19 protein-coding genes and 1 tRNA gene are annotated in these 26,017 nt (G+C 43.8%); all 20 read left to right on the top strand.

Going from position 1 to position 26,017, the window contains the following annotated elements; genetic code table 11:
* Nucleotides 1-141 precede the first annotated feature (141 nt).
* Nucleotides 142-1,176 carry a heat-inducible transcriptional repressor HrcA gene (gene hrcA / locus RP262_RS09795; protein WP_311155034.1) on the top strand — a complete coding sequence of 345 codons (1,035 nt, stop codon included), beginning with the start codon at nt 142-144 and terminating at the stop codon, nt 1,174-1,176.
* 35 nt (nt 1,177-1,211) lie between these two features.
* Nucleotides 1,212-1,748, top strand: coding sequence for a nucleotide exchange factor GrpE (gene grpE, locus RP262_RS09790; RefSeq protein WP_311155026.1), 537 nt, complete (start codon nt 1,212-1,214; stop codon nt 1,746-1,748).
* 376 nt (nt 1,749-2,124) lie between these two features.
* Entirely contained in the window at nt 2,125-3,954 is a 1,830-nt protein-coding gene (dnaK, locus tag RP262_RS09785; protein WP_311155025.1) for a molecular chaperone DnaK, read from the top strand.
* Between the two features lie 187 nt (nt 3,955-4,141).
* Nucleotides 4,142-4,774: a DJ-1/PfpI family protein gene (locus RP262_RS09780; protein ID WP_311155024.1), complete on the top strand. Its 633-nt coding sequence runs from the start codon at nt 4,142-4,144 to the stop codon at nt 4,772-4,774.
* A gap of 198 nt (nt 4,775-4,972) precedes the next feature.
* Nucleotides 4,973-6,106 carry a molecular chaperone DnaJ gene (dnaJ, locus tag RP262_RS09775; RefSeq protein WP_295504849.1) on the top strand — a complete coding sequence of 378 codons (1,134 nt, stop codon included), beginning with the start codon at nt 4,973-4,975 and terminating at the stop codon, nt 6,104-6,106.
* 320 nt (nt 6,107-6,426) lie between these two features.
* A complete protein-coding gene (locus RP262_RS09770; RefSeq protein ID WP_311155023.1) occupies nt 6,427-12,240 on the top strand; it encodes a ZmpA/ZmpB/ZmpC family metallo-endopeptidase in 5,814 nt (1,937 codons plus the stop codon).
* 256 nt (nt 12,241-12,496) lie between these two features.
* Nucleotides 12,497-13,246 (top strand): tRNA pseudouridine(38-40) synthase TruA, encoded by a 750-nt coding sequence (gene truA / locus RP262_RS09765; protein ID WP_311155022.1) that lies wholly within the window; start codon nt 12,497-12,499, stop codon nt 13,244-13,246.
* Entirely contained in the window at nt 13,236-13,997 is a 762-nt protein-coding gene (locus RP262_RS09760; RefSeq protein WP_311155021.1) for a bifunctional hydroxymethylpyrimidine kinase/phosphomethylpyrimidine kinase, read from the top strand. The genes truA and RP262_RS09760 overlap by 11 nt, the downstream gene beginning before the upstream one ends.
* Nucleotides 13,987-14,469 carry an ECF transporter S component gene (locus tag RP262_RS09755; protein WP_311155020.1) on the top strand — a complete coding sequence of 161 codons (483 nt, stop codon included), beginning with the start codon at nt 13,987-13,989 and terminating at the stop codon, nt 14,467-14,469. The genes RP262_RS09760 and RP262_RS09755 overlap by 11 nt, the downstream gene beginning before the upstream one ends.
* A 12-nt stretch (nt 14,470-14,481) precedes the next feature.
* Nucleotides 14,482-15,045: a TIGR01440 family protein gene (locus tag RP262_RS09750; RefSeq protein WP_311155019.1), complete on the top strand. Its 564-nt coding sequence runs from the start codon at nt 14,482-14,484 to the stop codon at nt 15,043-15,045.
* A gap of 79 nt (nt 15,046-15,124) precedes the next feature.
* Nucleotides 15,125-16,408 carry a trigger factor gene (tig, locus tag RP262_RS09745; protein ID WP_061592502.1) on the top strand — a complete coding sequence of 428 codons (1,284 nt, stop codon included), beginning with the start codon at nt 15,125-15,127 and terminating at the stop codon, nt 16,406-16,408.
* A gap of 186 nt (nt 16,409-16,594) precedes the next feature.
* A complete protein-coding gene (gene rpoE / locus RP262_RS09740; protein ID WP_002898937.1) occupies nt 16,595-17,185 on the top strand; it encodes a DNA-directed RNA polymerase subunit delta in 591 nt (196 codons plus the stop codon).
* 120 nt (nt 17,186-17,305) lie between these two features.
* A complete protein-coding gene (locus tag RP262_RS09735; RefSeq protein WP_311155018.1) occupies nt 17,306-17,992 on the top strand; it encodes a phenylalanine--tRNA ligase beta subunit-related protein in 687 nt (228 codons plus the stop codon).
* A 197-nt stretch (nt 17,993-18,189) separates the two neighbouring features.
* Nucleotides 18,190-19,803, top strand: a complete 1,614-nt coding sequence (locus RP262_RS09730; protein ID WP_311155017.1) for a CTP synthase — start codon at nt 18,190-18,192, stop codon at nt 19,801-19,803.
* 69 nt (nt 19,804-19,872) lie between these two features.
* Complete coding sequence (locus tag RP262_RS09725; protein ID WP_311155016.1) at nt 19,873-20,283, top strand: GyrI-like domain-containing protein; 411 nt, start codon at nt 19,873-19,875, stop codon at nt 20,281-20,283.
* Nucleotides 20,284-20,426: 143 nt separating this feature from the next.
* Nucleotides 20,427-20,512: transfer RNA gene (locus RP262_RS09720), tRNA-Leu, on the top strand.
* 177 nt (nt 20,513-20,689) lie between these two features.
* Complete coding sequence (locus tag RP262_RS09715; RefSeq protein ID WP_247929324.1) at nt 20,690-21,571, top strand: class II fructose-bisphosphate aldolase; 882 nt, start codon at nt 20,690-20,692, stop codon at nt 21,569-21,571.
* Between the two features lie 321 nt (nt 21,572-21,892).
* Nucleotides 21,893-24,325: a pneumococcal-type histidine triad protein gene (locus RP262_RS09710; protein ID WP_311155015.1), complete on the top strand. Its 2,433-nt coding sequence runs from the start codon at nt 21,893-21,895 to the stop codon at nt 24,323-24,325.
* 20 nt (nt 24,326-24,345) lie between these two features.
* The gene (locus RP262_RS09705) at nt 24,346-25,263 is read left to right on the top strand and encodes a metal ABC transporter solute-binding protein, Zn/Mn family (protein WP_311155014.1); all 918 of its coding nucleotides are present in this window, start codon (nt 24,346-24,348) and stop codon (nt 25,261-25,263) included.
* 219 nt (nt 25,264-25,482) lie between these two features.
* A partial coding sequence (locus tag RP262_RS09700; protein WP_311155013.1) for an ATP-binding cassette domain-containing protein occupies nt 25,483-26,017 on the top strand: 535 nt, incomplete at its 3' end.

Raw genomic sequence — 26,017 nt, 5'->3', positions numbered from 1 at the left:
TAGCACTCTTGTAAAAAGAGTGCTAATTTTTTGAGTTTTTGTCTTGACTTTGGAGTAGAAGAGTGTATAATAGAATCATGAGTTAGCACTCGAAGTGGCTGAGTGCTAATCGACAGCAGAATCTTGATTGGAGGTGATGCCGTGGTCACGGAGCGTCAAAATGAGATTTTGAATTTGATTATTGATATCTTTACCAAGACTCACGAGCCGGTCGGCTCCAAAGCCCTGCAGGATTCCATCAATTCCAGTAGTGCCACTATCCGAAACGATATGGCGGCTTTGGAAAAGCAGGGACTTCTGGAAAAGGCGCATACGTCCAGCGGCCGTAAGCCGAGCGTGGCTGGTTTTCAGTACTTTGTCAAGCATTCTCTGTCCTTTGATCGTCTCGCTGAGAATGAACTTTATGAGGTTATCAAAGCCTTTGACCATGAGTTTTTCAACTTGGAGGACATTCTTCAACAGGCAGCGGACCTTTTAACCAAGCTCAGTGGATGCACGGTTGTTGCACTGGATGTAGAACCCAGTCGGCAGCGTTTGACAGCTTTTGATATTGTTGTGCTCAGTCAGCACACGGCTCTGGCAGTCTTCACCCTGGATGAGTCCAATACCATCACTAGTCAGTTTATGATTCCGCGCAACTTCTTAAAAGAAGACCTGGATAGGCTTAAAGGCCTAGTAAGGGAACGGTTCTTGGGACAGACAGTGCTGGACATCCATTACAAGATTCGGACGGAAATTCCGCAGATTATCCAGCGCTATTTCACTACGACGGACAATGTCATCCAGCTCTTTGAGCATATCTTTGGTGATATTTTCAAGGAAAATGTGATTCTGTCTGGCAAGGTTCAGCTCTTGGAATTCTCAGATCTGACGGCTTATCGGTTTTTTGATGACCCGCAGAAAGTAGCCTTTGAAATTCGCGATAGTTTGGCTGAAGATCAGATGCAAAGCGTGCGCGTGGCAGACAGTAGAGAAAACTGTTTGGCTGATTTAACACTGATTTCCAGCAAATTCCTGATTCCTTATCGAGGATTTGGGGTGCTGGCAGTTGTCGGTCCGGTCAATCTTGACTACCAACGACTGGTCAGTCAGATGAATGTCGTCAACCGCGTGCTGACCATGAAACTGACCGACTTCTATCGCTATCTGAGCAGTAATCACTATGAAGTCCACTAAATATAGTATAAATATTCCTAAAAAGGAGGTGCCTTGTGGCAAAACATAAACAAGAAGAACATCCAGAAGATGTAGAAGTAAAAGAGGAGGCTGTAGAAACAGCTGAGCAAGCTGAATCAGCAAGCTCTGAAAAATCAGAATTAGAACTAGCGAATGAGCGGGCAGAAGATTTTGAAAACAAATATCTCCGTGCTCATGCAGAAATGCAGAACATCCAGCGCCGAGCAAATGAAGAACGCCAGCAGCTGCAAAGATACCGCAGCCAGGACTTGGCAAAAGCTATTTTGCCTTCGATAGATAATCTGGAGCGTGCGCTTGCCGTTGAAGGTCTGACAGATGATGTCAAAAAAGGACTGGAAATGGTACAGGAAAGCTTGATTCATGCTCTCAAAGAAGAGGGGATCGAAGAAATTCCAGCCGACGGAGCTTTTGATCATAACTATCACATGGCCATTCAAACAGTTCCAGCTGACGATGAGCACACAGCTGACACTATCGCGCAGGTCTTCCAAAAAGGCTACAAACTTCATGACCGTATCCTTAGACCGGCTATGGTGGTTGTTTATAACTAGGAGGTAAGTCAGAAATCTTTGATTTCGTTGACGCACCCCCGCAAGGGTGATTAGGCTGGTCACGAGCGTTTGCGAAGTGAACTGCCAATCAGCTACTGCGTATAACTTCGACTTCTCGTGTCATAACTTACATAATAGAAAACTTGTCCGAAACGACAATAAACTATGAAGAAAGATAAAAAATTGTTCAGCTTTGCAATAGTGAGCGAAGCGAACCAAAGACGATACTCTTCGCCGTGGCGCTATTCGCGCAAACTTTGAGACCTTAGGCTCAAAGTTTAGTCAAAGAGATTGATAAAGTCAAGCTCTGACGGCGGCGCCACCTAAGAAGAGTATCAAAAAGAAAATAGAATATAAAATTTAAGGAGAAAAACACATGTCTAAAATTATCGGTATTGACTTAGGTACAACAAACTCAGCAGTTGCAGTTCTTGAAGGAACTGAAAGCAAAATCATTGCAAATCCAGAAGGAAATCGTACAACGCCATCTGTAGTGTCATTCAAAAATGGTGAAATCATCGTTGGTGATGCGGCAAAACGTCAAGCAGTAACAAATCCAGATACAATCATTTCCATCAAATCAAAAATGGGAACTTCTGAAAAAGTAGCTGCTAACGGTAAAGAATACACTCCGCAAGAAATCTCAGCTATGATTCTGCAATATTTGAAAGGCTATGCAGAAGAGTACCTTGGTGAAAAAGTAAGCAAAGCAGTTATCACAGTACCGGCATACTTTAACGATGCACAACGTCAAGCGACTAAAGATGCTGGTAAAATCGCTGGCCTTGAAGTAGAACGTATCGTCAACGAACCAACTGCAGCAGCCCTTGCTTACGGTCTTGACAAACAAGATAAAGAAGAAAAGATCTTGGTCTTTGACTTGGGTGGTGGTACCTTCGACGTTTCAATCCTTGAGTTGGGTGATGGCGTCTTTGATGTATTGGCAACTGCTGGTGACAACAAACTCGGTGGTGACGACTTTGACCAAAAGATTATCGACCACATGGTAGCTGAGTTCAAGAAAGAAAATGGCATCGATTTGTCAAATGACAAGATGGCGCTTCAACGTTTGAAAGATGCAGCTGAAAAGGCTAAGAAAGACCTTTCAGGTGTAACTTCTACTCAAATCAGCTTGCCGTTTATCACAGCTGGTGATGCTGGACCTCTCCACTTGGAAATGACTCTGACTCGTGCTAAATTCGACGATTTGACTCGTGACTTGGTAGAGCGCACTAAAGAACCAGTTCGCCGTGCTCTTTCTGACGCAGGCTTGAGCTTGTCAGAAATCGACGAAGTAATCTTGGTTGGTGGTTCAACTCGTATCCCAGCTGTTGTAGAAGCTGTTAAGGCTGAAACTGGTAAAGAACCAAACAAATCAGTAAACCCTGATGAAGTAGTTGCTATGGGTGCTGCTATCCAAGGTGGTGTCATCACTGGTGATGTCAAAGACGTTGTCCTTCTTGACGTAACACCATTGTCACTTGGTATCGAAACAATGGGTGGAGTCTTCACAAAACTTATCGACCGCAACACTACAATCCCAACATCTAAATCACAAGTCTTCTCAACTGCGGCAGACAACCAACCAGCCGTTGATATCCACGTTCTTCAAGGTGAACGCCCAATGGCAGCAGATAACAAGACTCTTGGACGTTTCCAATTGACAGATATCCCAGCTGCTCCTCGTGGAATCCCTCAAATCGAAGTAACCTTTGACATCGATAAGAATGGTATCGTGTCTGTTAAGGCTAAAGACCTTGGAACTCAAAAAGAACAACACATTGTCATCCAATCTAACAGCGGCCTGACTGACGAAGAAATCGACCGCATGATGAAGGATGCAGAAGCGAATGCTGAAGCAGATAAGAAACGTAAGGAAGAAGTTGATCTTCGTAACGAAGTTGACCAAGTTATCTTTGCTACTGAAAAGACCATCAAGGAAACTGAAGGCAAAGGCTTCGACGCAGAGCGTGACGCTGCCCAAGCTGCCCTTGATGAACTTAAGAAAGCGCAAGAAGACAATAACTTAGACGATATGAAAGCTAAATTGGAAGCTCTTAACGAAAAAGCTCAAGCACTGGCAGTGAAACTCTATGAGCAAGCTGCTGCGGCTCAACAAGCCCAAGCAGGAGCAGAAGGAGCTGAAAACACAGGCTCAACCAAGGCGGATGATGATGTCGTAGACGGAGAGTTTACTGAGAAGTAAAATAGTCCAGTGGACTATTTTATCCCGAGCTTGAAAATCAGGAAATCGCTATGGCGACTTGCCTAAACGCCTTATTAGTTCTAAAACAAAGTATAATCGACTTTGTTTTAGAACGTCGTAATGATAGGAAGAAATCCAGAGGTTGCAACCCAGCCTCTGTTTTTCGCTAAACTAGAGGGTGACGCTTATGAAGAAAGTGCTCTGTTTAATTTATCCTAATTTTTCACTTTATGAAGTAGTTAGTCTGACCAGTACTTTAGCTCTATCTTTTGGTGTTGAGGTTGATTATGCTAGTTCAGATAGAAATGTTATAAGAACAGAAGATGGATTAGCCTGTCAACCTACTAGAACACTGGATGAAGTAGTTATAGAAGACTATTCTTGTGTTATTTTGCCAGGGATGATAAATATTGCCCCTGCTTTGCATGATGAAAAATTGATTTCTTTCCTAAGAAGTTTGAAGCAGCAAGAAGTTTTAATTGCAGCTATTTCCTCAGCGCCCATTTTATTGGCTAAAGCTGGTTTGTTGAACGATACGAGATTTACTGGTGGGATTTGGCAAAATTTCTTTGACTATTTTGAATTTCTTCCGCGTGAAAATTTCAAAGCTCAAGCTGTTCTGCAAGATAAAAACATCATTACAGCTGTTGGCTTTGCACATCAAGCGTTTGCAAGAAAAGTGCTTCTTAGTCTAGGTTTGGTAGATAATGCTGACAACTATTTTAAAGAACGGAATCAGTATCCGGAAGAGGACTTGATATTCACTTTATCAGAAGAAGAGTTTGCTGAAATGAAGCATGAATTTGAAAATACCCTCTGATCAATATTTTCTAAAATTTAAAGAAAGGAACATGGGTGTTCGCAACTGAACACGGGTTCCAAAAATTCTGACTCAATATAAAAGAAAGGAACTGAACCCGACCTAAATTCTCAGAAAAAAGAAAAATCAGTCTAGGAGCATCGCTCCGTCGCCTGATTTCCTATTTTTCAGTCGAATTTTACGGTCTTGGTATCTTACATGAACAATACAGAATATTATGACCGTCTAGGTGTCTCTAAGAATGCTTCTCAGGATGAGATTAAGAGAGCCTATCGGAAATTATCTAAAAAGTACCACCCCGATATTAATAAAGAAGCTGGGGCGGAGGACAAATATAAAGAAGTCCAAGAGGCTTATGAAACGCTGAGCGACGAGCAAAAGCGGGCAGCCTATGATCAATACGGCGCAGCGGGAGCTAATGGTGGCTTTGGCGGCGGTGCAGGCGGCTTCGGTGGTTTTGATGGCTCCGGCTTTGGCGGCTTCGAAGACATCTTCTCTAGCTTCTTTGGTGGCGGTGCTTCGCGTAATCCTAATGCTCCGCGCCAAGGGGACGATCTTCAGTATCGTGTAAATCTCCGCTTTGAAGAAGCCATTTTCGGAGCTGAGAAGGAAATCAAGTATAACCGCGAAGCGACCTGTCATACCTGTGCTGGGTCTGGTGCCAAGCCAGGGACTAGTCCTGTTACCTGTGGCCGCTGTCATGGCTCAGGTGTCATCAATGTTGATACCCAAACACCGCTTGGCATGATGCGTCGCCAAGTGACCTGTGATGTCTGTCACGGCCGAGGAAAAGAAATCAAAAGTCCTTGTGAAACCTGTCATGGAACGGGGCATGAAAAACAGGCTCACAGCGTCAAGGTCAAAATCCCTGCTGGTGTGGAAACTGGTCAGCAGGTCCGTCTGTCTGGTCAAGGTGAGGCAGGCTTTAATGGCGGCCCTTATGGTGATCTTTATGTCGTGGTCCAAGTTGAGCCGAGTGATAAGTTTGAGCGCGATGGCTCTACCATTTACTACAAGCTCAATCTCAACTTTGTCCAAGCAGCTCTTGGTGACAGCGTTGATATTCCAACTGTTCACGGGGATGTTGAGCTGAATATTCCAGAAGGAACACAGACTGGCAAGCGTTTCCGTCTGCGTGGTAAAGGAGCACCGAGTCTGCGTGGTGGAAACATGGGTGACCAGTATGTTACTGTCAATGTTGTGACACCGACTGGCCTCAACGACCGTCAAAAAGCGGCCCTCAAAGAATTTGCGGAAGCAGGGAATATCTCGGTCAATCCTAAGAAAAAAGGCTTCTTCGACAAAATGAAAGATGCCTTGGAAGATTTGTAATCATATAAAAAGGAGCAGCCTAATGCTGTTCTTTTTATGTTTTCTAGAAGGGCATTGAGCGCATGCAGTCAAGGGAAAGAACCACTTTGACCAGCCTTTTAATCAAAAGAAATTCACCATAAAAAGCGTAAAGAGGTTTTCTCTATTTATTTTTACAAAAATAAATGATTTTTTTAAGCAAAATCTATTGTAAAAATTTCCTAAAAGATATATGATAATACTAAGTGTATAAAACGCATCTTTTTAGCATGCTGAGGAGTCTGCTAGAGAGATATTGGGAGATTTGCTTTATACATTTTAGGAAAAAGGGGATTTATAAAGTGAAACGTTTTGAAAAAGTGCAGGAGCGAATTCAGAAATATTCGATTCGCAAATTGTCTGTCGGTGTGGGCTCAGTTGCCATTGCAGCTCTGATTTTTGGGAGCTCTTTGTCCAGCTCGACTGTTGCTGCGGATGAAGTTGGAGGCGGTGCGACTGCTCACTATACTTATGTTGAAGAGCAAGAGCTAACAGAGCAGGAAAAAGGTCTGATTAGGAAGGGGCTGCCTGAAAATCTGCAAACAGGGGAAAATTATTACCTGATTTATCGGAAGCAAGATGGGCAAACTGTCTTACCGAGTACAGGAAATAACGGTCAGCCGCTTCTCGGCTTATTTGCGGGAACGGCTATTTTGGCTGTCTTGGTATTCTCACGAAAGAAATCTGGCAAATTACTAGGAGTGCTTTTGCTAGGTAGCTTGGGACAAACTGTGTTACAGTCTCCTCAAGCGTTTGCGCTAGAAAATCGAGAATTGCTTTCCTATAACCGTCAAGTTGCGGTTTCGTCAGCAGTTTCTGAAGCGGATGTGACTATTGCAGGCTATAACTATATCGGTTACTTTACCGCTTCTGATTTGCGTACTTTGACAGAGACCAAGACAACCTCTCTGCCGGCTGGTCAAGAGGCTCAAGCGCAAGCAGAAGTGTCAGAAGCTGCAAAAGAGGATTCTGATTCTATTGATCGAGCTGCTCAGGCAGGGTTGCTGTATCAGCTGAACCCTGCTGCAAATGATTCAGGACAGTCAGGGAAGCTTCCAGCTCCTCAGCCATCCAATCCAACTATAGAGACGGCAAAAGGGGAAAGCTTACAAGAGCCAGCTTTGCCAGAGTACACGGGCGGCGTTAATGGCGAATCGCTAGTTCAAGCGGACAATCCTAGCTATACAATTTCGGAAGGCACGGCAGGAGATACAGCCCCGGTTGAGCCGGCCCTCCCAGAATACACGGGCGGCGTTAATGGCGAATCGCTAGTTCAAGCGGACAATCCTAGCTATACAATTTCGGAAGGCACGGCAGGAGATACAGCCCCGGTTGAGCCGGCCCTCCCAGAATACACGGGCAGTGTTAATGGTGAATCACTAGTTCAAGTGGAGAATCCAGACTACACTGCCCCAGTAGGCATAGCAGGAGATACAGCTCCAGTCGAGCCAACTCTACCAGAATATACTGGTGGTGTTAACGGCGAATCGACAGTTCAAGCGGACAATCCAGTCTATGATGCGCCAATTGGTACAGTTGGTGACATAGCCCCAGTTGAGCCAGCTTTGCCAGAGTACACGGGCGGCGTTAATGGGGAATCAACAGTTCAGCCAGAACTACCTAGTCTGCATACAGACATCAAGCTAGAAACGATTGAGCCTCAAGTTGTCAACAAGACAGATGATAGCAAGTATCTTGATGAAGAGACCACTGTTGATGGAACTCCAGGACAAAAAGAAATTGTAACCAGCTATGAATTCTTGGACGGTAATCGGATCTCGGAGCCACAAACTACTGAAAGAATCTTGCATGAAGCAGTTGATACAGTGGTCACTCGAGGTAGCAAGGCTCGTATCAATAAAGAAGAATTGAGCAAGCAGCTGGCTTTAGCAGCAGCTGTGGATCCTGCAGTTTATACCAACCAATCCTATCAGCAGCTGCAGGCAATTAAGAATATGGCAGCGACGGTGTATCAAACTTCGTCAAGTCAAGATGAAGTAGATGCGGGTGTCAACCAACTCAAGCAGGCTTTAGCCGACTTATTGGCCCTTAAAGCAGCGCCGACTCTGACTGTTTCAGCTGTTAAGAAGGATGAATTGCAGAAGTCAGTTCAGATCCAATACCAGCTGACGGATAGGGACCAAGCCTTTACTAGTGCTCATGTTCGTCTGAAGAAAGATGGCCAGCTGATAGCAGAGCAGAATTTGGCGGCAGGCCAGCTAACTGCTAGCTTCAGTGGTTTGGACTACTATACACCGTATAAGATTGAGACGACTCTGTCCTATGACTTAGGAAATGGCTCGGAAAGTCAGGAATTAGCTCAAGAGACAGTCCAGCTTGACCTGAAGAAGGTGGAGCTCAAGTCCATTACTAATGTCTCCTTGATGAAGGTTGAAAATGGCCAGACAAAATTGATGCCTACTCTGGCTGAAAAGCCAGCAAATCTGGATCAATATTACCTGCACTTTACATCCGATCAGTTCAAGGACACTGTCCTGCCGGTTACCTCTGTTGAGGAAGTGGTCGTTGATAACCAGCCTGTCTTTAAGATTCAGGCTCAGCTTCCAGACTTGCTGCAAAGAAGCGCAACTGGTCTTCAAAACAGCTTTGATTTCTATCTGGAAAAGGCTAAGAAGCGGGAAGGAAATGTCTACTATGACTTCCAAGACCTTTTGGACGGCATCAAGGAAGATCCTTCTGGAACCTTTATTCTGGGGCGCAGTATCAGTGCCAAGCTGATTGACAAACCAGCTAACAGCAAATCTTACCTGTCAGGTGAATTCAAAGGTCAGCTGATTGGTGGTCAAAATGGCGAGCGCCATGCGATTTTAGACTTGGCGCATCCTCTATTTGATACGATTACTGGCGGAACGGTCAAGGATATTGACTTTAAGCGAGTCAATATGGTTTATCCAGATTCGCAAGCGGGCGATACAATTGCCACAATTGCTGCTCGCTTGAAGAATAAAGGAGTAATCGAAAACGTCAATGTCCAAGGATATTTGGAAGGAAGAGACCATATTGCCGGTTTGGTTAACAATATAGAAGGCCAATCTCGAGTTGAAAATGTCTCCTTTAAGGGTCAGATTAAGTCCAAGGGTGGAAACTCTGTCACAGCCGGTATCGCTGGAACTAACGCCATGTCCTTGGTAAGCCGAGCTTACGTCGAAGCGGATATTTGGGTCAAGAGCGGCCAAAATGCAGGTATGCTGGTCGCTCAAAACTTCACTGACTATTCAGGTTCAGGCTGGGGTAATTGGGGCAGATTGATGCAATCAGTTGCCAAAGGTAAGTTAGAGGATGTAGGCTCAAGAAATTCAGCTGGTATCGCTGCTTCCATTTGGCCGTATGGAACCATCAATGACACCGTCAGCTATGCTACAGTAGTGAACGGTAAAGAGCTCTTTAGCTCTGATAATGAGATTACCGATGCTTGGATGGGACAAAAACTCCAAAACCTCTTTGGTGTTCAGGGACAAAGCTCTGGAACCAAGACAGGTAAAGATGCTAAGTTCCGTCGCTTGACAGAAGCTGAAGCGGAGCAAAAAGTCAAGAGCTATCGGATTACGGCTCTTGAGCAAACCAGCGCAAATGAAGTAACAACTGAGAAGCTAAATGCTGCTATCCTGAGAACAAGTACTTATCAAGATAAGCCAGAGTACAAGGCAGAAAATGAACAACTTTATCAGAACCTAGAACGCTTTATGCCTTTCTACAATCAAGAGTTCTTGATTCATGAGGCTAACAAGCTGGTGGATGCTGGTAAGGCAGGTGATTTGTTGACTAAGAAAGTTCTGTCAGTTCAAGCCCTGAAGGGCAACCAATTTGTTACTGGCGGAACGGATGCAGATAAGATCTTAGTCCACTTTGCAGACGGAAGCAAGACTATCTACAATCTTCAAAATCAAACACGATTTGAGCAGACGGCTCTGCCGGAATATCAGATTGCAGAGCTTGGTACCGTCTATACTCCAAATCACTCAACGGCTGTCAAAGATGACTTGCTGACCCAGCTGACTGAAAGCTTGAGAAGTTTCGAACTCTATAGTGATGAAGTCTATCGTTCTGTTGGCCTTCCGAATGATAATGACAAGGTCAATAAAGTCAAGCGTCTCTTCTTGGATGAATCTCTAGCAGAAGTGAAAGCCAACTTGCAAGATATGATTGGTAATCTCTTGGCTAATGAATGGACAAGATTCCATGCTGACAATCCAGCAGCTAATGAAGCTCTGAAAGCTAAAATCGAAGAGAACAAGACCGCTATCATGCTCGGTCTGACCTACCTCAACCGTTATTACGATCTCAAGTTTAGTGACTACAACCTCAAAGAGCTGGTGCTCTTCAAACCAGACTTCTATGGTGAAAAAGTACCATTGCTAGATCGCTTGATTAAGATTGGACGTTCGACAGAAAATCAACTGAAAGGGGCAGACAATGTCAATATGTTTGCACGTCAGTTGAAGGCTGAGTCCAAGTCTAGTGATTTGGTGGCTTACTTGGATTACAACCGTCGCCTGCTGACTGACTTTGCGGACATGGATACTTGGTTCAAGGATGCAACCCGAGGATTTATTCAGTTTGAAGAACGCCAGTCAGAAGTCGAGGAGATTAAGTCTGCTAAGTATCGCGTCTTTGATAACCTCAATTCTGAATATTTCAGCAACTATATCCTTCCGCTGCTAACCTTGAAGAATACGCGCTTAGCCATTCTGTCAAACTATAGCACCATGGCCTTTGTCAACAGAGACAAGCGCCGGTCATGGTCTGATGAACGATTTAATGCGGGCATCAAGGAAGTAGCGACCCAGCATCGAAATCACGTAGACACTTGGTACAAACTGCTCTCAGATAATATCAAGCCAAGAATGGTCAAGGAAAATGTAACGGCTGTATGGGATGGTTTCGATGTAGAAGGGCGTGGCTGGATTGACGTCAACGGAAATGATAATAAGGGCAATCCTTATGCACCATCCCGCGAGTTCTTTAACCTAGTTGGCGGCAGAGCTGGTGGCTGGTACAAGTCAAATGGCTACGGTGCCCATGCTGCTGGTTCAATCCGTGTGAACTTCGAGGCCTTTGACCTCTTGACAGAATATGGTGTATCCGTCTTCACGCACGAGCTTACCCACGTCAATGACGGCTATATTTATCTGGGCGGACATGGCAGACGACAAGGTATCGGACCAGAAGGTTATGCACAAGGTCTGCTCCAGTCACCTGTTCCTGGTCAGCCAGGCTGGGGTGCTCTGGGTCTCAATATGGCCTTTGAACGTCCAAATGATGGCAGTCTCATTTTCAATAGCTCGCCAAGTATCTTCAAGAACCGAGCAGACATCGACCATTATATGAAGGGCTATAATGATACCCTCATGTTGCTGGATTACCTTGAAGGTCAAGCGGTTGTGGATAAAGGAAATGAAGCCGCAGCTAAATGGTTCAAGAAGATTGAGCCGAAAGTTGTAGATCCTCGCACCCAATACGACGTCGTAAGAGAGTTGACGGCAGAGGAGAAAGCGGCCATGTCAGTTTCATCTGTAGATGACTTAGTTGACCAAGGCTTGCTGTCTAACCGTGCGGTTGACAATCGAACCTATAACCCTGCTGATTACGACTCTAGTTACATTGCTATCGACTTCATGACGGGTATCTATGGCGGCGGCCAAAACAATACTGGAGCGCCAGGCGCCTTGATGTTCAAGCATAATACCTTCAGAATCTGGGGTTACTATGGCTATGAAAAAGGCTTTATAAGCTATGCTTCCAATAAACACCGTAAAACAGCCAATGAGCAAGGTGTGACTGGTTTGAGCGACAACTTTATCATCAAGCAAATTTCTGAGGGCGAATTTGAAACAATGGAAGCCTTCAAGAAAGCTTACTTCAGAAAAGTTGTGGATAAAGCACAAACTTCAGGTATTAAGCCAGTGACTGTCAATGGAAAAGTCTATAGTACTTATGAAGAGTTGAAAGCCGGCTTTGCAGAAGCTGTTGACAAGGATCTGAGGAAGTCTCGTGTCGATGAACGCGCAACCAAGGACTTCAAGTATGCTGTCTTTACGCAGTTGCTGAAGAACACCAACAGCTTCATGGATGAAAACTCCATTTGGGGTTCCTAAGCCAAAATGTCAGATTTGCTGCATGTGTAACTGCAAATAATGACCTTTAGCAATATGTAATCAATAACCCATTTGAATTTGTTCTGTTTGTGTCGCCACTGACAGTCTGGTTCAGATGGGTTGTTTTGTTGCATAATGGCAAGTCAAAGTGCAGATTATCCCTAATTCTTATACAGCATTTTCATAAAAATCTGTCCCCGGACAGTTCCTGCTTTTAGGGCTTGCTGGGGGCTTTTTTTCCTGCTAAAATAAACACATGACACGATATAAAGCGATTATTTCCTATGATGGTTATGGCTTTGCTGGCTTTCAGCGACAGCCCCATGCCAGAAGCGTTCAGGAAGAGATTGAAAAGACCCTGACCCGTATCAATAAAGGCCAGCCTGTGGTGATTCATGGAGCGGGCCGAACCGACAGTGGTGTCCATGCTCTGGGCCAGGTGCTGCATTTTGATTTACCAGAAGAGCGGGATGAAGAGAAGTTACGCTTTGCCTTGGATACCCAGACGCCGGAAGATATTGATTTTATAAGGGTGGAGCAGGTGTCGGACGATTTTCATTCTCGCTACAATAAGCACAGCAAGACCTATGAATTTTTGGTCGACATCGGTCGGCCTAAAAATCCTATGATGCGCCATTATGCCACGCATTATCCTTATCCTTTGGAGTTGAGTTTGATAGAAGAAGCGATTGCTCAGTTAGAGGGGACGCATGATTTTACAGGCTTTACAGCTTCGGGGACCAGTGTGGAAGACAAGGTTCGGACCATTACCAAGGCCAAGGTTCGCTATGATGCAGAGCGTAATTTTCTAGTCTTTACTTTTTCGGGCAATGGCTTTCTCTACAAGCAGATTCGCAATATGGTCGGTACTCTGCTCAAGATTGGCAATAAGCGCATGCCGGTGGAGCAGATTCAGAGGATTTTAGAGGAGAAAGACCGTCATCTGGCGGGGCCAACAGCCGGTCCAAACGGCCTCTATCTAAAGGAGATTCGTTATGAAGAATAAGTTGATTTTAGCCCTTTCGGGCAATGATATTTTCAGCGGCGGCGGGCTCCACGCTGATTTGGCTACCTATACGGTTAATGGCCTGCATGGTTTCGTAGCTGTGACTTGTCTGACGGCTATGACTGACAAGGGATTTGAGGTCATCCCAGTTGAAGAAGAGGTTTTTGCTCAGCAGTTGGCCAGTCTCAAGGATCTTCCTTTTTCTGCTATTAAGATAGGACTTTTACCCAATCTGCAAATAGCAGAGCAGGCTTTGGCTTTTGTCAAGCAGCATGGGGATATACCAGTAGTGCTGGATCCTGTTCTGGTCTGCAAGGAAAATCATGATCTGGAAGTCAGTGCACTGAGAGAAGAAATCATTAAGTTTTTCCCTTATGTCAGCATCATCACTCCAAATCTGGCAGAAGCTCAGCTATTAATCCAAAAAGAAATCAAAAGTCTGGAGGATATGCAGGCTGCAGCCAAGGAGCTCTATGATTTGGGAGCCAAGCATGTGGTGATTAAGGGCGGCAATCGCTTGAGCAAGGAGCGGGCGGTGGATGTTTACTATGATGGTCGAGAGTTTGAGGTCATGGAATCGCCAGTGTTGGCCAGCAACAATACCGGAGCGGGCTGCACATTTGCTTCCAGCATTGCCAGTCAGCTGCTTCTCGGCAAGTCTCCGCTTGCAGCAGTTCAATTGTCTAAAGATTTTGTTTACCGAGCGATTCAGCGCTCAGATCAATATGGGGTGATTCAGTATGAGAAATAATCAAGTAAAAAAATTAGTTATCTTAGCTTTCATCACAGCACTGTCTGTGGTTTTGGGGAATTTTGTGAAAATCCCAACGGCGACTGGCTTTTTGACACTACTGGATGCAGGGATTTATTTTACAGCTTTCTACTTTGGCCGCAAGGAAGCGGCTATTGTCGGAGGCCTTTCAGGCTTTTTGATTGATATGATTGCCGGCTATCCTCAGTGGATGATTTTCAGCCTGATTTGCCACGGACTTCAAGGCTTCTTTGCTGGCTTTAAGGGCAAGAAACGCTATCTTGGTCTGGTCTTGGCTGCAGTGGCTATGGTCGGTGGCTACGCCCTCTTTGACAGTATCATGAATGGTGTCGGAGCAGGCCTAGCTGGAATCTTGGGCAATTTTATGCAGAATGCTTTTGGTTTAGCAGTCGGTTTTGCCCTCTACAAAGCCTTCCCAGAGAGTTTGAAAAAGACGGTCACAGTGAAATAAACGAGGTGAGACATGGACTTAGCTAAGATTGGAGCAGAAACTCGTCAGATTGTTCTAGATGTTTTAGAAAAGGCGGCTTTGGCTGAGGGAGATGTTTTTGTGCTGGGTCTATCCTCTAGTGAGGTTGTCGGAGGCCATATCGGTCAGAGTTCTAGTCTGGAAGTCGGACAGGTCATTGTCAAAACCATACTGGATATCTTAGAAGAGAAGGGTATCTTTCTAGCAGTTCAGGGTTGTGAGCATCTCAACCGTGCCCTCGTAGTCGAAAGAGCCTTGGCGAATAAGAAAGATTTGGAAATTGTCAATGTTCTGCCTACTCTTCATGCTGGAGGCAGCGGTCAGCTAGCAGCTTTCCAATACATGAAGGATCCTGTCGAGGTAGAGTTTATTGTCGCTCAGGCGGGGATGGATATTGGCGATACTGCTATCGGCATGCACATCAAGCACGTGCAGATTCCTATCCGACCGATTCTCAAGGAATTGGGAGCTGCTCATGTCACGGCTTTAGCCAGCCGTCCCAAGCTGATTGGCGGCGCCAGAGCAGCCTATATAGAGGATAAAATCAGGAAGGGATAAAAGGAAAAATAATTTTGAAAAAAACTCTAATTATGCTATAATGGGTTGTATTCAATAAATTTTAAGGAGAAATGACAGAATGTCTGTATCATTTGAAAACAAAGAAACAAATCGCGGCCTTTTGACTTTTAGCATCAGTCAAGAGAAAATCAAGCCTGCCTTGGACCGTGTATTTAACTCAGTAAAAAAAGATATTGCTGTACCAGGTTTCCGTAAAGGTCGCCTTCCACGTGCTATCTTCAACCAACGTTTTGGTGAAGAAGCCCTCTACCAAGATGCTTTGAACGCTCTTCTTCCAGAAGCATACGAAGCGGCTGTCAAAGAAGCAGGTATCGAAGTAGTTGCTCAGCCTCAGTTTGATGTCGAGTCTATGGAAAAAGGCCAAGACTGGGTCATCAAAGCTGAAGTAGTCACTAAGCCAGAAGTTAAGCTGGGTGCTTACAAAGACTTGGAAGTAACTGTTGAAGCTACTAAAGAAGTGACTGACGCTGAAGTAGATGAGCGCATTGAGCGTGAGCGCAACAACTTGGCTGAGTTGGTTCTCAAAGAAGGTCCAGCAGCTGACGGTGATACAGTTGTGATTGACTTTGTTGGATCTGTTGATGGCGTTGAATTTGACGGCGGCAAGGGTGACAACTTCTCACTTGGACTAGGCAGCGGCCAATTTATTCCAGGATTTGAAGAGCAGTTGGTTGGTCACAGTGCAGGCGAAACAGTGGATGTTGTCGTAACCTTCCCAGAAGACTATCAAGCAGAAGACTTGGCAGGCAAGGAAGCTAAGTTTGTGACAACTATTCACGAAGTCAAAGAAAAAGAAGTTCCAGCATTGGACGATGAGCTTGCAAAAGATATTGATGAAGAAGTGGAAACGCTTGACGAGCTGAAAGAAAAGTACCGCAAAGAATTGGCTGAAGCTAAGGAAACAGCTTATAACGATGCGGTAGAAGCAGCAGCTATTGATCAAGCAGTAGCAAACGCTGAAATCGTTGACTTGCCAGCAGAAATGGTCCACGAAGAAGTACACCGCGCTGTTAATGAATTCTTGGGCAATATGCAACGCCAAGGAATCTCACCTGACATGTACTTCCAAATCACTGGTACTAGTCAGGAAGACCTGCACAAGCAATACGAAGCAGATGCTGAGTCACGTACTAAGACAAACCTTGTCGTAGAAGCTGTTGCTAAGGCAGAAGGTTTTGAAGCTAGCGCAGAAGAAATCGAAGCAGAAGTAACTTCATTGGCTACAGACTACAACATGGAAGTAGAACGTGTTCGTCAATTGCTGTCAGAAGACATGCTGAAACACGACATTGCTATCAAGAAAGCTGTTGAAGTGATTACAAGCACTGCGAAAGTGAAATAAAGCTTCATCATTCAAAATGAAATCATTTGAAACTAGTGTACTGATGCACTAGTTTCTTTTTGTACTTGTTCCGTGATTTTTCCTGGATTTTCTTTTGACGAAAATAGAAATTTATCGTACAATAGAAAGTAGCGAAAAATTGCAAGAGGGCGACAAGCCTTTACTTAATCTTAAAGGAGATCAACTTTGGAATTAGAAGTATTTGCTGGACAGGAAAAAAGTGAGCTTTCTATGATTGAAGTGGCGCGTGCCATTTTGGAAGCTCGCGGCCGCGATCATGAGATGTATTTTAATGATCTGGTCAATGAAATTCAAAACTATCTGGAAAAATCAAACAGTGAGATTCGTGATGCTCTGCCATTGTTCTACACAGAACTCAATGTAGACGGCAGCTTTATTCCGCTGGGGGATAATAAATGGGGACTGCGTTCATGGTATGCTATTGACGAAGTGGATGAAGAAATCATCGCCTTGGAAGAGACTGATGAGGACGACGCACCTAAGAAACGCAAGAAGAAACGCGTTAATGCCTTTATGGATGGCGACGAGGATGCCATTGACTACAGCGATGACGATCCAGAAGATGAGGACGGCTACGAAGCAGATCCAGCTCTCTCATACGATGAGGAAAATCCAGACGATGAGAAGAATGAAGTGGAAGCTTACGATGCTGAAATCAACGAAATCGCTCCAGATGATCTAGGTGAAGAAGTCGAACTCAACGAAGAAGATGACGACTACTCTGATGAAGATACGGAGACCGAAGAGGAAGAATAAATCAACCAAAAGAAACAAGGGACGAAATCCCTTGTTTCTTTTAATATTCCTTGAAATATAAGTTCGGAAGGTGTAGAATACTAATAAAATTTAATAAAGAAAAGATGGAGGTATGCTGCTATGAAATTTGTCATTGATAAGAGTCTGAGTGATTTAGGCATTAAGAGTGTCGTTATCGGGATTGCCAAGAATGTCAATCCTCATGCAAAACTGTCTTCCTCATTTCTAAAAAAGAAAAAGGAAATGGAAGACTGGGCTCTGGCATGCGACTTGGATGAGGTGCTTGAGTCGCCAGTGGTTCAAGGTTATATAGAAATACTGCAGCGCGTAGGTCGCAGTGTCAAGAAAAATCCTCCGACGGTTCCCGCGCTGATTCGCAATATCCAGCACCGAGGCTCGCTCCCTCATATTAATAGCATTATTGATATTTATAATGTCGAAGCCCTACATTCCCTACTGGCTATTGGAGGGCATGATTTTGATAAGATTGAAGGTCAGATAGAATTCACCGTAAGCCAAAAGGAAGATGTTTTTCTGCCTATTTTGTCCAAGGAGAAGCATGTTGCCAAGACGGACTATGTCTATCGGGATGCCAAAGGCATTTTGGCTTGGCTGGATGTTCGTGACAGCGAGTATTATAAGTTTGATGAGGAGACCAAGGATGCCATTTTCATCATTCAGGGGAATGCCAATACCTCTGTCGAAATGCGTCTGGAAGCCTTGGAGCGAATCCGACACGATTTAGCAGAGTCCATGCCCGATGTAGAATTTGAAACACATGTCATTAGTATTGAGGAAAATGGATGAGAACCGACTGAAATCATTTGACAATTTTTTAGGTTTGCGATATCATACTGTTCGGGCACCTCTTTTAGAGGTCAGAGCTTCCTGTTTTCAGGGAGCTATTTTTCTTTTTCAGACAGATTATGGGAAATCCTCCTCTAGATAAGTTTCCAGCAACTGCGATGCTGCTGGAATGAATAGTTTTATGAAAAGGAGCATGTATGTCAACTAAATATATTTTTGTCACTGGCGGTGTAGTTTCTTCTATTGGGAAAGGGATTGTGGCAGCTAGTCTGGGTCGGCTTTTAAAGAATCGCGGTCTCAAGGTTACGATTCAGAAATTTGACCCCTATATCAACATTGATCCCGGCACCATGAGCCCTTACCAGCATGGGGAAGTGTTTGTCACAGATGATGGAGCAGAGACGGATCTGGATCTGGGGCACTATGAGCGTTTTATTGACATCAATCTCAATAAATACTCCAATGTCACCACTGGTAAAATCTATAGCGAAGTCCTGCGCAAGGAGCGTAAAGGCGAGTATCTGGGGGCGACGGTCCAAGTCATTCCGCATATTACGGATGCTCTCAAGGACAAGATCAAGCGGGCTGCACGGACGACGGACTCGGATGTGATTATCACCGAGGTCGGAGGTACAGTGGGCGACATTGAGTCTCTTCCTTTCTTAGAAGCTTTACGCCAGATGAAGGCTGATGTCGGTGCAGACAATGTCATGTATATCCATACGACCCTCCTGCCCTATCTCAAGGCAGCTGGAGAAATGAAGACCAAGCCGACTCAGCATTCTGTCAAAGAGTTGCGAGGTCTGGGGATTCAGCCTAATATGCTGGTCATCCGCACAGAGAAGCCAGCTGGGCAAAATATCAAAAATAAGCTGGCTCAATTCTGTGATGTGGCGCCGGAGGCGGTCATTGAGTCGTTGGATGTGGAGCATCTTTACCAAATTCCTCTCAATTTGCAGGCGCAAAAGATGGACCAAATCGTCTGTGACCATCTGAAGATGGATGTGCCGGTAGCGGATATGACAGAGTGGTCAGCTATGGTTGAGAAACTGATGAGTCTGGAAAAGCAGGTTCAGATTGCTCTGGTCGGAAAGTATGTAGAGCTGCCAGATGCCTATATTTCAGTTGTCGAAGCGCTCAAGCATGCCGGCTATGCCAATGATGCGGAGGTTAAGATTGACTGGATTGATGCGAATCAGGTAACTGCCGAAAATGCAGCAGAACTTCTTAGAAGTGCGGATGGGATTATCGTTCCGGGTGGCTTTGGTCAGAGAGGAACTGAGGGTAAGATTCAGGCAATCCGCTATGCGCGTGAGCAGGATGTGCCTATGCTGGGCATTTGCTTGGGTATGCAGTTAACCTGTGTCGAATTCGCTCGTCACGTCCTGGGATTGGCAGATGCTAACTCAGCGGAGCTCAATCCAGACACACCATTTCCGATTATTGACCTCATGCGTGATCAGATTGATGTCGAAGACTTGGGTGGAACGCTGAGGTTAGGGCTCTATCCTTCTAAGCTTAAGCCTGGCTCTAAGGCTGCAGCAGCTTACGACTATCAAGAAGTCGTACAGCGCCGTCACCGTCATCGCTATGAGTTTAACAATGCTTTCCGCGAGCAGTTTGAGGCAGCTGGATTTGTATTTTCAGGAGTTTCACCAGACAATCGCTTGGTCGAAATAGTGGAAATCCCAGAAAATAAATTCTTCGTGGCCTGTCAGTACCACCCAGAGCTTTCCAGCCGCCCGAACCGACCTGAAGGTCTTTATACAGCCTTTGTCACAGCAGCGGTAGAAAAGAGCTCGGATAGATAGACTTGCTTTGTCTGACCTAAGCGACTTTTTTAGAGAAATGTTATAATGAAAGCAAAAGGAGGGAAGAAGATGTTTCTAAACATTTTAGCTAGTATTCGTACTAATAATTTTCAAGATGAGCAGTGTATAGAAAAAATCCAAGCTCTCTGGCAAGAACAAGAGGAAGCGGTGAAAGAAGCTTTTGCTCAAGGGGAACCGGTCTATGCTGTCTATCATGACTATGCCAGTGATTACAAAGGAGACTACAGTCTCTCTATCTGCCGTTTGACAGATGGGGAAGTCTATGATTTTGACACATCCGAGCAGACCTATCAAGTATTTGAGGCTGATAAGGAGGATCCTCAAGCGATTCTTCATGCTTGGCAGAGGATTTGGCAGGCAGAAGAAACAGGTGAGCTTCATCGGGACTACACTATTGACTTTGAAAAATACGATCCCGACCAAACGGTGGCTGTCTTTATTGCGACTCAGCAACCTTGAGTTTTCCGTGTTCCTTCCTTAGCTTCATTTTCGCTTAGATTTCCTAGATTTGTTGATTGAGTAGAAGTTGATTTTTTGAAATAAAGTCAAAAATTTTCTTGACAAGCCTTAGCTGTCCTGTTATACTAGTAAGGTACTCAATCGCGGGGATGGCGGAATTGGCAGACGCGCAGGACTAAGGATCCTGTGACCGCTTTAGGTCGTGAGGGTTCAAGTCCCTCTCTCCGCATCAAGTAAGCTGGCTTCGGCCAGCTTTTTCTTTTTGCAATAGTGACGCTTAAAAAGGCTGAGGGTCTACCTGTAATTCTTTAAAATTTCAGGAAAAACTAGCAATTTTAGTGAAAAAGTGATAAAATAAACAATGTAAGTGGTTTAACCACAAAAAATAAGAGGAGGCCTGATAAGAATGGCAATCGTTTCAGCAGAAAAATTTGTCCAAGCAGCTCGTGACAATGGTTACGCAGTTGGTGGATTCAACACAAACAACCTTGAGTGGACTCAAGCTATCCTGCGTGCGGCAGAAGCTAAGAAAGCACCAGTGCTTATCCAAACTTCAATGGGTGCTGCTAAATACATGGGTGGCTACAAAGTTGCTCGTAACTTGATCGCTAACCTTGTAGAATCAATGGGCATCACTGTACCAGTTGCGATTCACTTGGACCATGGTCACTACGAAGATGCACTTGAGTGTATCGAAGTTGGTTACACTTCTATCATGTTTGATGGTTCACACCTTCCAGTAGAAGAAAACCTTAAATTGGCTAAGGAAGTCGTTGAAAAAGCACACGCTAAAGGTATCTCAGTAGAAGCTGAAGTTGGTACTATCGGTGGTGAAGAAGACGGTATCATCGGTAAAGGTGAATTGGCTCCAATCGAAGACGCTAAAGCAATGGTTGCAACTGGTATCGACTTCTTGGCAGCTGGTATCGGTAACATCCACGGTCCATACCCAGCAAACTGGGAAGGTCTTGACCTTGACCACTTGAAGAAATTGACAGAAGCTCTTCCTGGCTTCCCAATCGTATTGCACGGTGGTTCAGGTATTCCTGATGACCAAATCCAAGCAGCTATCAAACTTGGTGTTGCGAAAGTTAACGTTAACACTGAATGCCAAATCGCATTCGCTAACGCAACTCGTAAATTTGCTCGTGACTACGAAGCAAACGAAGCAGAATACGACAAGAAGAAACTCTTCGACCCACGTAAATTCTTGGCTGACGGTGTAAAAGCTATCCAAGCATCAGTTGAAGAACGTATCGACGTATTCGGTTCAGAAGGTAAAGCATAAGAAGCTTGATATATTTTTAAAAAAGTTTATCCGAAAGGATAAGCTTTTTTTTGTATTATGACAATTGGACAAATAAAGAACAAATAATATTTTTCTTACAATCTTATAAAAAAATCTTGACAGACTAGATGATGAGGAGTAAAATATTAACCAGTTAATTAACTAGTTAACGAGTTTAATAAGTTGTTAAAAATTGAGTTTCTGCTATATTTTATAGAAAAAAATATTTAGATGATTTCTTTGGGGGTATATTATGAGTTAATTGTAAATTGTGATAAGTTTTAGCGAATTCTGTATAATCAAAAAAGAAAGTGATATCCAATGGAAAAAAATAAGAAATACTTAACAGGAATTGTTGTCATTGCTACTGTGGGTTTTTTTGCTCATCAGCTAGGTTATTATCAGGCAAACAGTTCGATTAAAAAATCCAATCGTGTTAGCTATATTGATGGTAAGCAAGCTGTTCAAAAGTCTGAGGAGTTAACGCCTGACGAAGTAAGCAAAAAAGAAGGGATTAACGCGGAGCAGATTGTTATCAAAATTACTGATCAGGGTTATGTCACTTCTCATGGTGATCACTATCATTATTATAATGGGAAAGTTCCATATGATGCTATTTTCAGCGAAGATCTTTTGATGAAAGATCCCAACTATCAACTTAGGACTGAGGATATTGTCAATGAAGTCAAGGGTGGATATGTTATCAAGGTTAATGGACAATATTATGTTTATCTGAAAGATATAGCTCGTGCGGATAATATTCGCAGTAAGGAAGAGATTAATCGTCAAAAGCAGGAACATGGTCATAATGTTACGAAAATAAGCAATGAAGTAGCAACAGCTAGAGCTCAAGGCCGTTATACAACAGATGATGGCTATGTTTTTAATGCTTCAGACATTATTGAGGATACGGGAGATGCCTATATCGTACCTCATGGTGATCATTTTCACTATATCCCAAAGAGTGATTTGTCGCCTAGTGAGCTAGCTGCAGCTCAAGCTTACCTATCAGGTAGAGGAAAAGTAGCTAGTACTGTAGTCAGCCGTTCGTATAATAATGGAAACGGTGGCTGGATACAGACACAACCTACTTTTACTCAAATTTCAAACAACTATCAACCGAGTCAAGGAGAAGATGTTAAGGGTCTCCTTCAGCAACTTTATAATCTTCCACTTAGTCAGCGTCATGTTGAATCAGATGGCTTGATCTTTGATCCAGCACAAATTACTAGTCGAACACAAAATGGAGTAGCAGTGCCGCATGGTAATCATTATCACTTTATTCCTTATACACAAATGTCGGCATTGGAAGAAAAGCTTGCTCGGACAATTCCTCTTATAAGTCAGCCTAATAAACCTATGTTAGGATTGACACCTTATAGACCTATACCAACTCCGATACTAACTCCATCTCAACCAGCTTTAAAACCGATTCTTCCTCCAAAGTTAAATTTGGAACATGCGGATTCATTGGATAAGGATTTAATCCAGCAGGTCGTTAGGAAAATAGCTGACGGTTATGTGCTAGAGGATAAAGGAGTGTCCCGCTATCTTTTAGCTAAAGACTTGCCTAAAGAGATTATTACAGCGATTGAGAATAAATTGGCGAAGCAGAAAAGCATACCTCATGTCCTGCAAGCTAAGAAAGAATCAGTTGAACCGAAAGATCAAGAGTTTTATGATAAGGTATATGGTCTTCTGACTCAGGCTCATCAGCAATTGCTAGAAAATAAGGGACGTTTGTCAGATTTTCAAGCCTTGGATGATTTAGTCAAGCGTTTGAATGATGAAACAAGTGATAAGGTGCAATTAATTGATGACTTATTAGCATTTCTTGCGCCTATCAATCATCCAGAACGTCTCGGCAAAGCAAATTCACAGATTGAGTATACTGAAACCGAAGTTCGGGTAGCCCAGCTGGCTGACAAATATACGACATCTGATGGATATATCTTTGATGCCCGGGATATTATCAGCGACGAAGGAGATGCTTATGTAACCCCTCATATGGGACACAGTCACTGGATAGGAAAAGATAGTCTTTCGGCTAAAGAAAAAGCAGCTGCTCAGGCGTACACTAAAGAAAAAGGTCTGCTTCCACCTGCACCAACAGATGATTCCAAAGCCAATCCAAGTGGAGAAAGTGCGGCTGCTATCTATGAACGTGTTCAAGGAGAGAAACGGATACCGCTCGTTCGTCTGCCTTACAATGTTGAGCATACTGTAGCAGTAAAAAATGGTAATCTGATTATCCCTCATAAGGATCACTACCACAACATCAAATTTGCTTGGTTCGATGATAAGACTTACCGAGCTCCTAATGGCTATACATTAGAGGATTTATTTGCAACTATCAAGTATTATGTTGAACATCCAGATGAGCGACCACAGTCTAGCGATGGATGGGGGAATGCAAGTGATCATGTTTTAGGTAAAAAAGATGACAAGGAGGATACTGTTAGCCCAGAGAAACCTCAAGAAGAAGTTGAAGAGGAAACACCAACTGAGCCAGAAGTACCTCAAGTTGAAACTGCTAAAGTAGAAGCTAAGTTGCAAGAGGCGGAAGACTTACTTGAAAAGACGACGGATCCAAGTTTGAAATCCAATGCAACTGAGACCTTAACAGGATTGCGAAATAATCTTAATTTAGGGACTATGGATAATAATAACATCATGGCAGAAGCAGAAAAATTGCTAGCCTTGCTGCAATCTGCTTCTTCAGCTTCTGTGTCAAGTACAGAAGTAACTGATTAGCTGAGGTGAAGGAGTATTGTATGAAAAAAAGAACTGCAGTATTACTAATGCTGAGTATACTAGCTCTGATGCTGGGAGCGTGTACTCAGAAAGAAGAACAACAAGCTAAAGGTTTGAAGATTGTGACCAGTTTTTATCCGGTTTATGCCATGGTTAAAGAAGTATCTGGTGATTTGAATGATGTTCGCATGATTCAATCTAGTACAGGGATCCATTCTTTTGAACCATCAGCTAATGATATAGCGGCTATCTATGATGCGGATGTTTTTGTCTATCATTCACATACCTTAGAGTCATGGGCGGGAAGCCTAGATCCAAATTTGCAAAAATCTAAGGTGAAAGTGCTGGAAGCATCCGAAGGAATGCCCCTGGAACGTGTACCGGGTTTGGAAGACGTGGAAGCTGGCGAAGGAATCGATGAAAAAACTCTCTACGATCCTCATACCTGGCTAGATCCTGAAAAAGCTGGTGAAGAAGCGCAGATTATTGCGGATAAGCTGTCTGAACTCGATAAAGAACATAAGGAAATATATCAAAAAAATGCTAAGAAATTCATTGCTAAAGCTCAAGAATTGACCAAAAAATACCGACCAATCTTTGAAAAGGCTAAGCAAAAGACTTTCGTCACTCAACATACTGCGTTCTCGTATTTAGCAAAGCGGTTTGGTTTGCAGCAGCTAGGTATTGCAGGGATTTCTCCTGAACAAGAGCCAAATGCAAGGCAGCTTACTGAAATTCAAGAATTTGTGAAAACCTATAAAGTTAAGACGATTTTTACCGAAAGCAATGCATCGTCGAAAGTGGCAGAAACGCTCGTCAAGTCAACGGGAGTCAGACTGAAAACTCTCAATCCTTTAGAAGCCGATCCTCAAAATGATAAAAACTACCTAGAGAATCTAGAAGAAAACATGAGTATCTTGGCTAAAGAATTGAAATGAGAAGGTAAAGCATAATCTAGCTGAAGACTACAAAACAGAAACCTGCCCGTAAGGGTGGGTTTTTTGTGTGTTACAAAATATAATAATTATTTTTAAATTCCCTATGTTCGTTTGGAAGTAAAAGTGGTAGTATAGTGAGGAGATAAGATTCTGTTTTTCCTGAGTTGGGTGGGAAAATGGTCTGTAACATGAATTGAATGATAGGATATTGAGAAACGTATGGCAATGATAGAAGTAGAACATCTTCAGAAAAATTTTGTAAAGACTGTCAAGGAACCAGGCTTGAAAGGAGCATTGCGCTCCTTTATTCATCCCGAAAAGCAGACCTTTGAAGCGGTCAAGGATTTGACCTTTGAGGTTCCAAAAGGGCAGATTTTAGGCTTTATCGGGGCCAATGGTGCTGGGAAGTCAACAACCATTAAAATGCTGACAGGAATTTTGAAACCGACATCTGGTTTGTGTCGAATCAACGGTAAAATTCCGCAGGATAATCGTCAAGACTATGTCAAGGATATTGGAGTGGTCTTCGGGCAACGAACCCAGCTATGGTGGGATTTGGCACTGCAAGAGACCTATACTGTCTTGAAAGAGATTTATGATGTGCCTGACTCGCTTTTCCATAAGCGCATGGACTTTTTGAATGAAGTTTTGGATTTGAAGGAATTTATCAAGGATCCCGTGCGGACTCTTTCACTTGGTCAACGGATGCGGGCGGACATTGCGGCTTCCTTGCTCCACAATCCCAAGGTTCTCT

Source organism: uncultured Streptococcus sp. (assembly GCF_963456385.1).
In the GTDB taxonomy this organism is placed as follows: domain Bacteria; phylum Bacillota; class Bacilli; order Lactobacillales; family Streptococcaceae; genus Streptococcus.
This window is presented reverse-complemented; position numbering and strand designations above follow the sequence as displayed.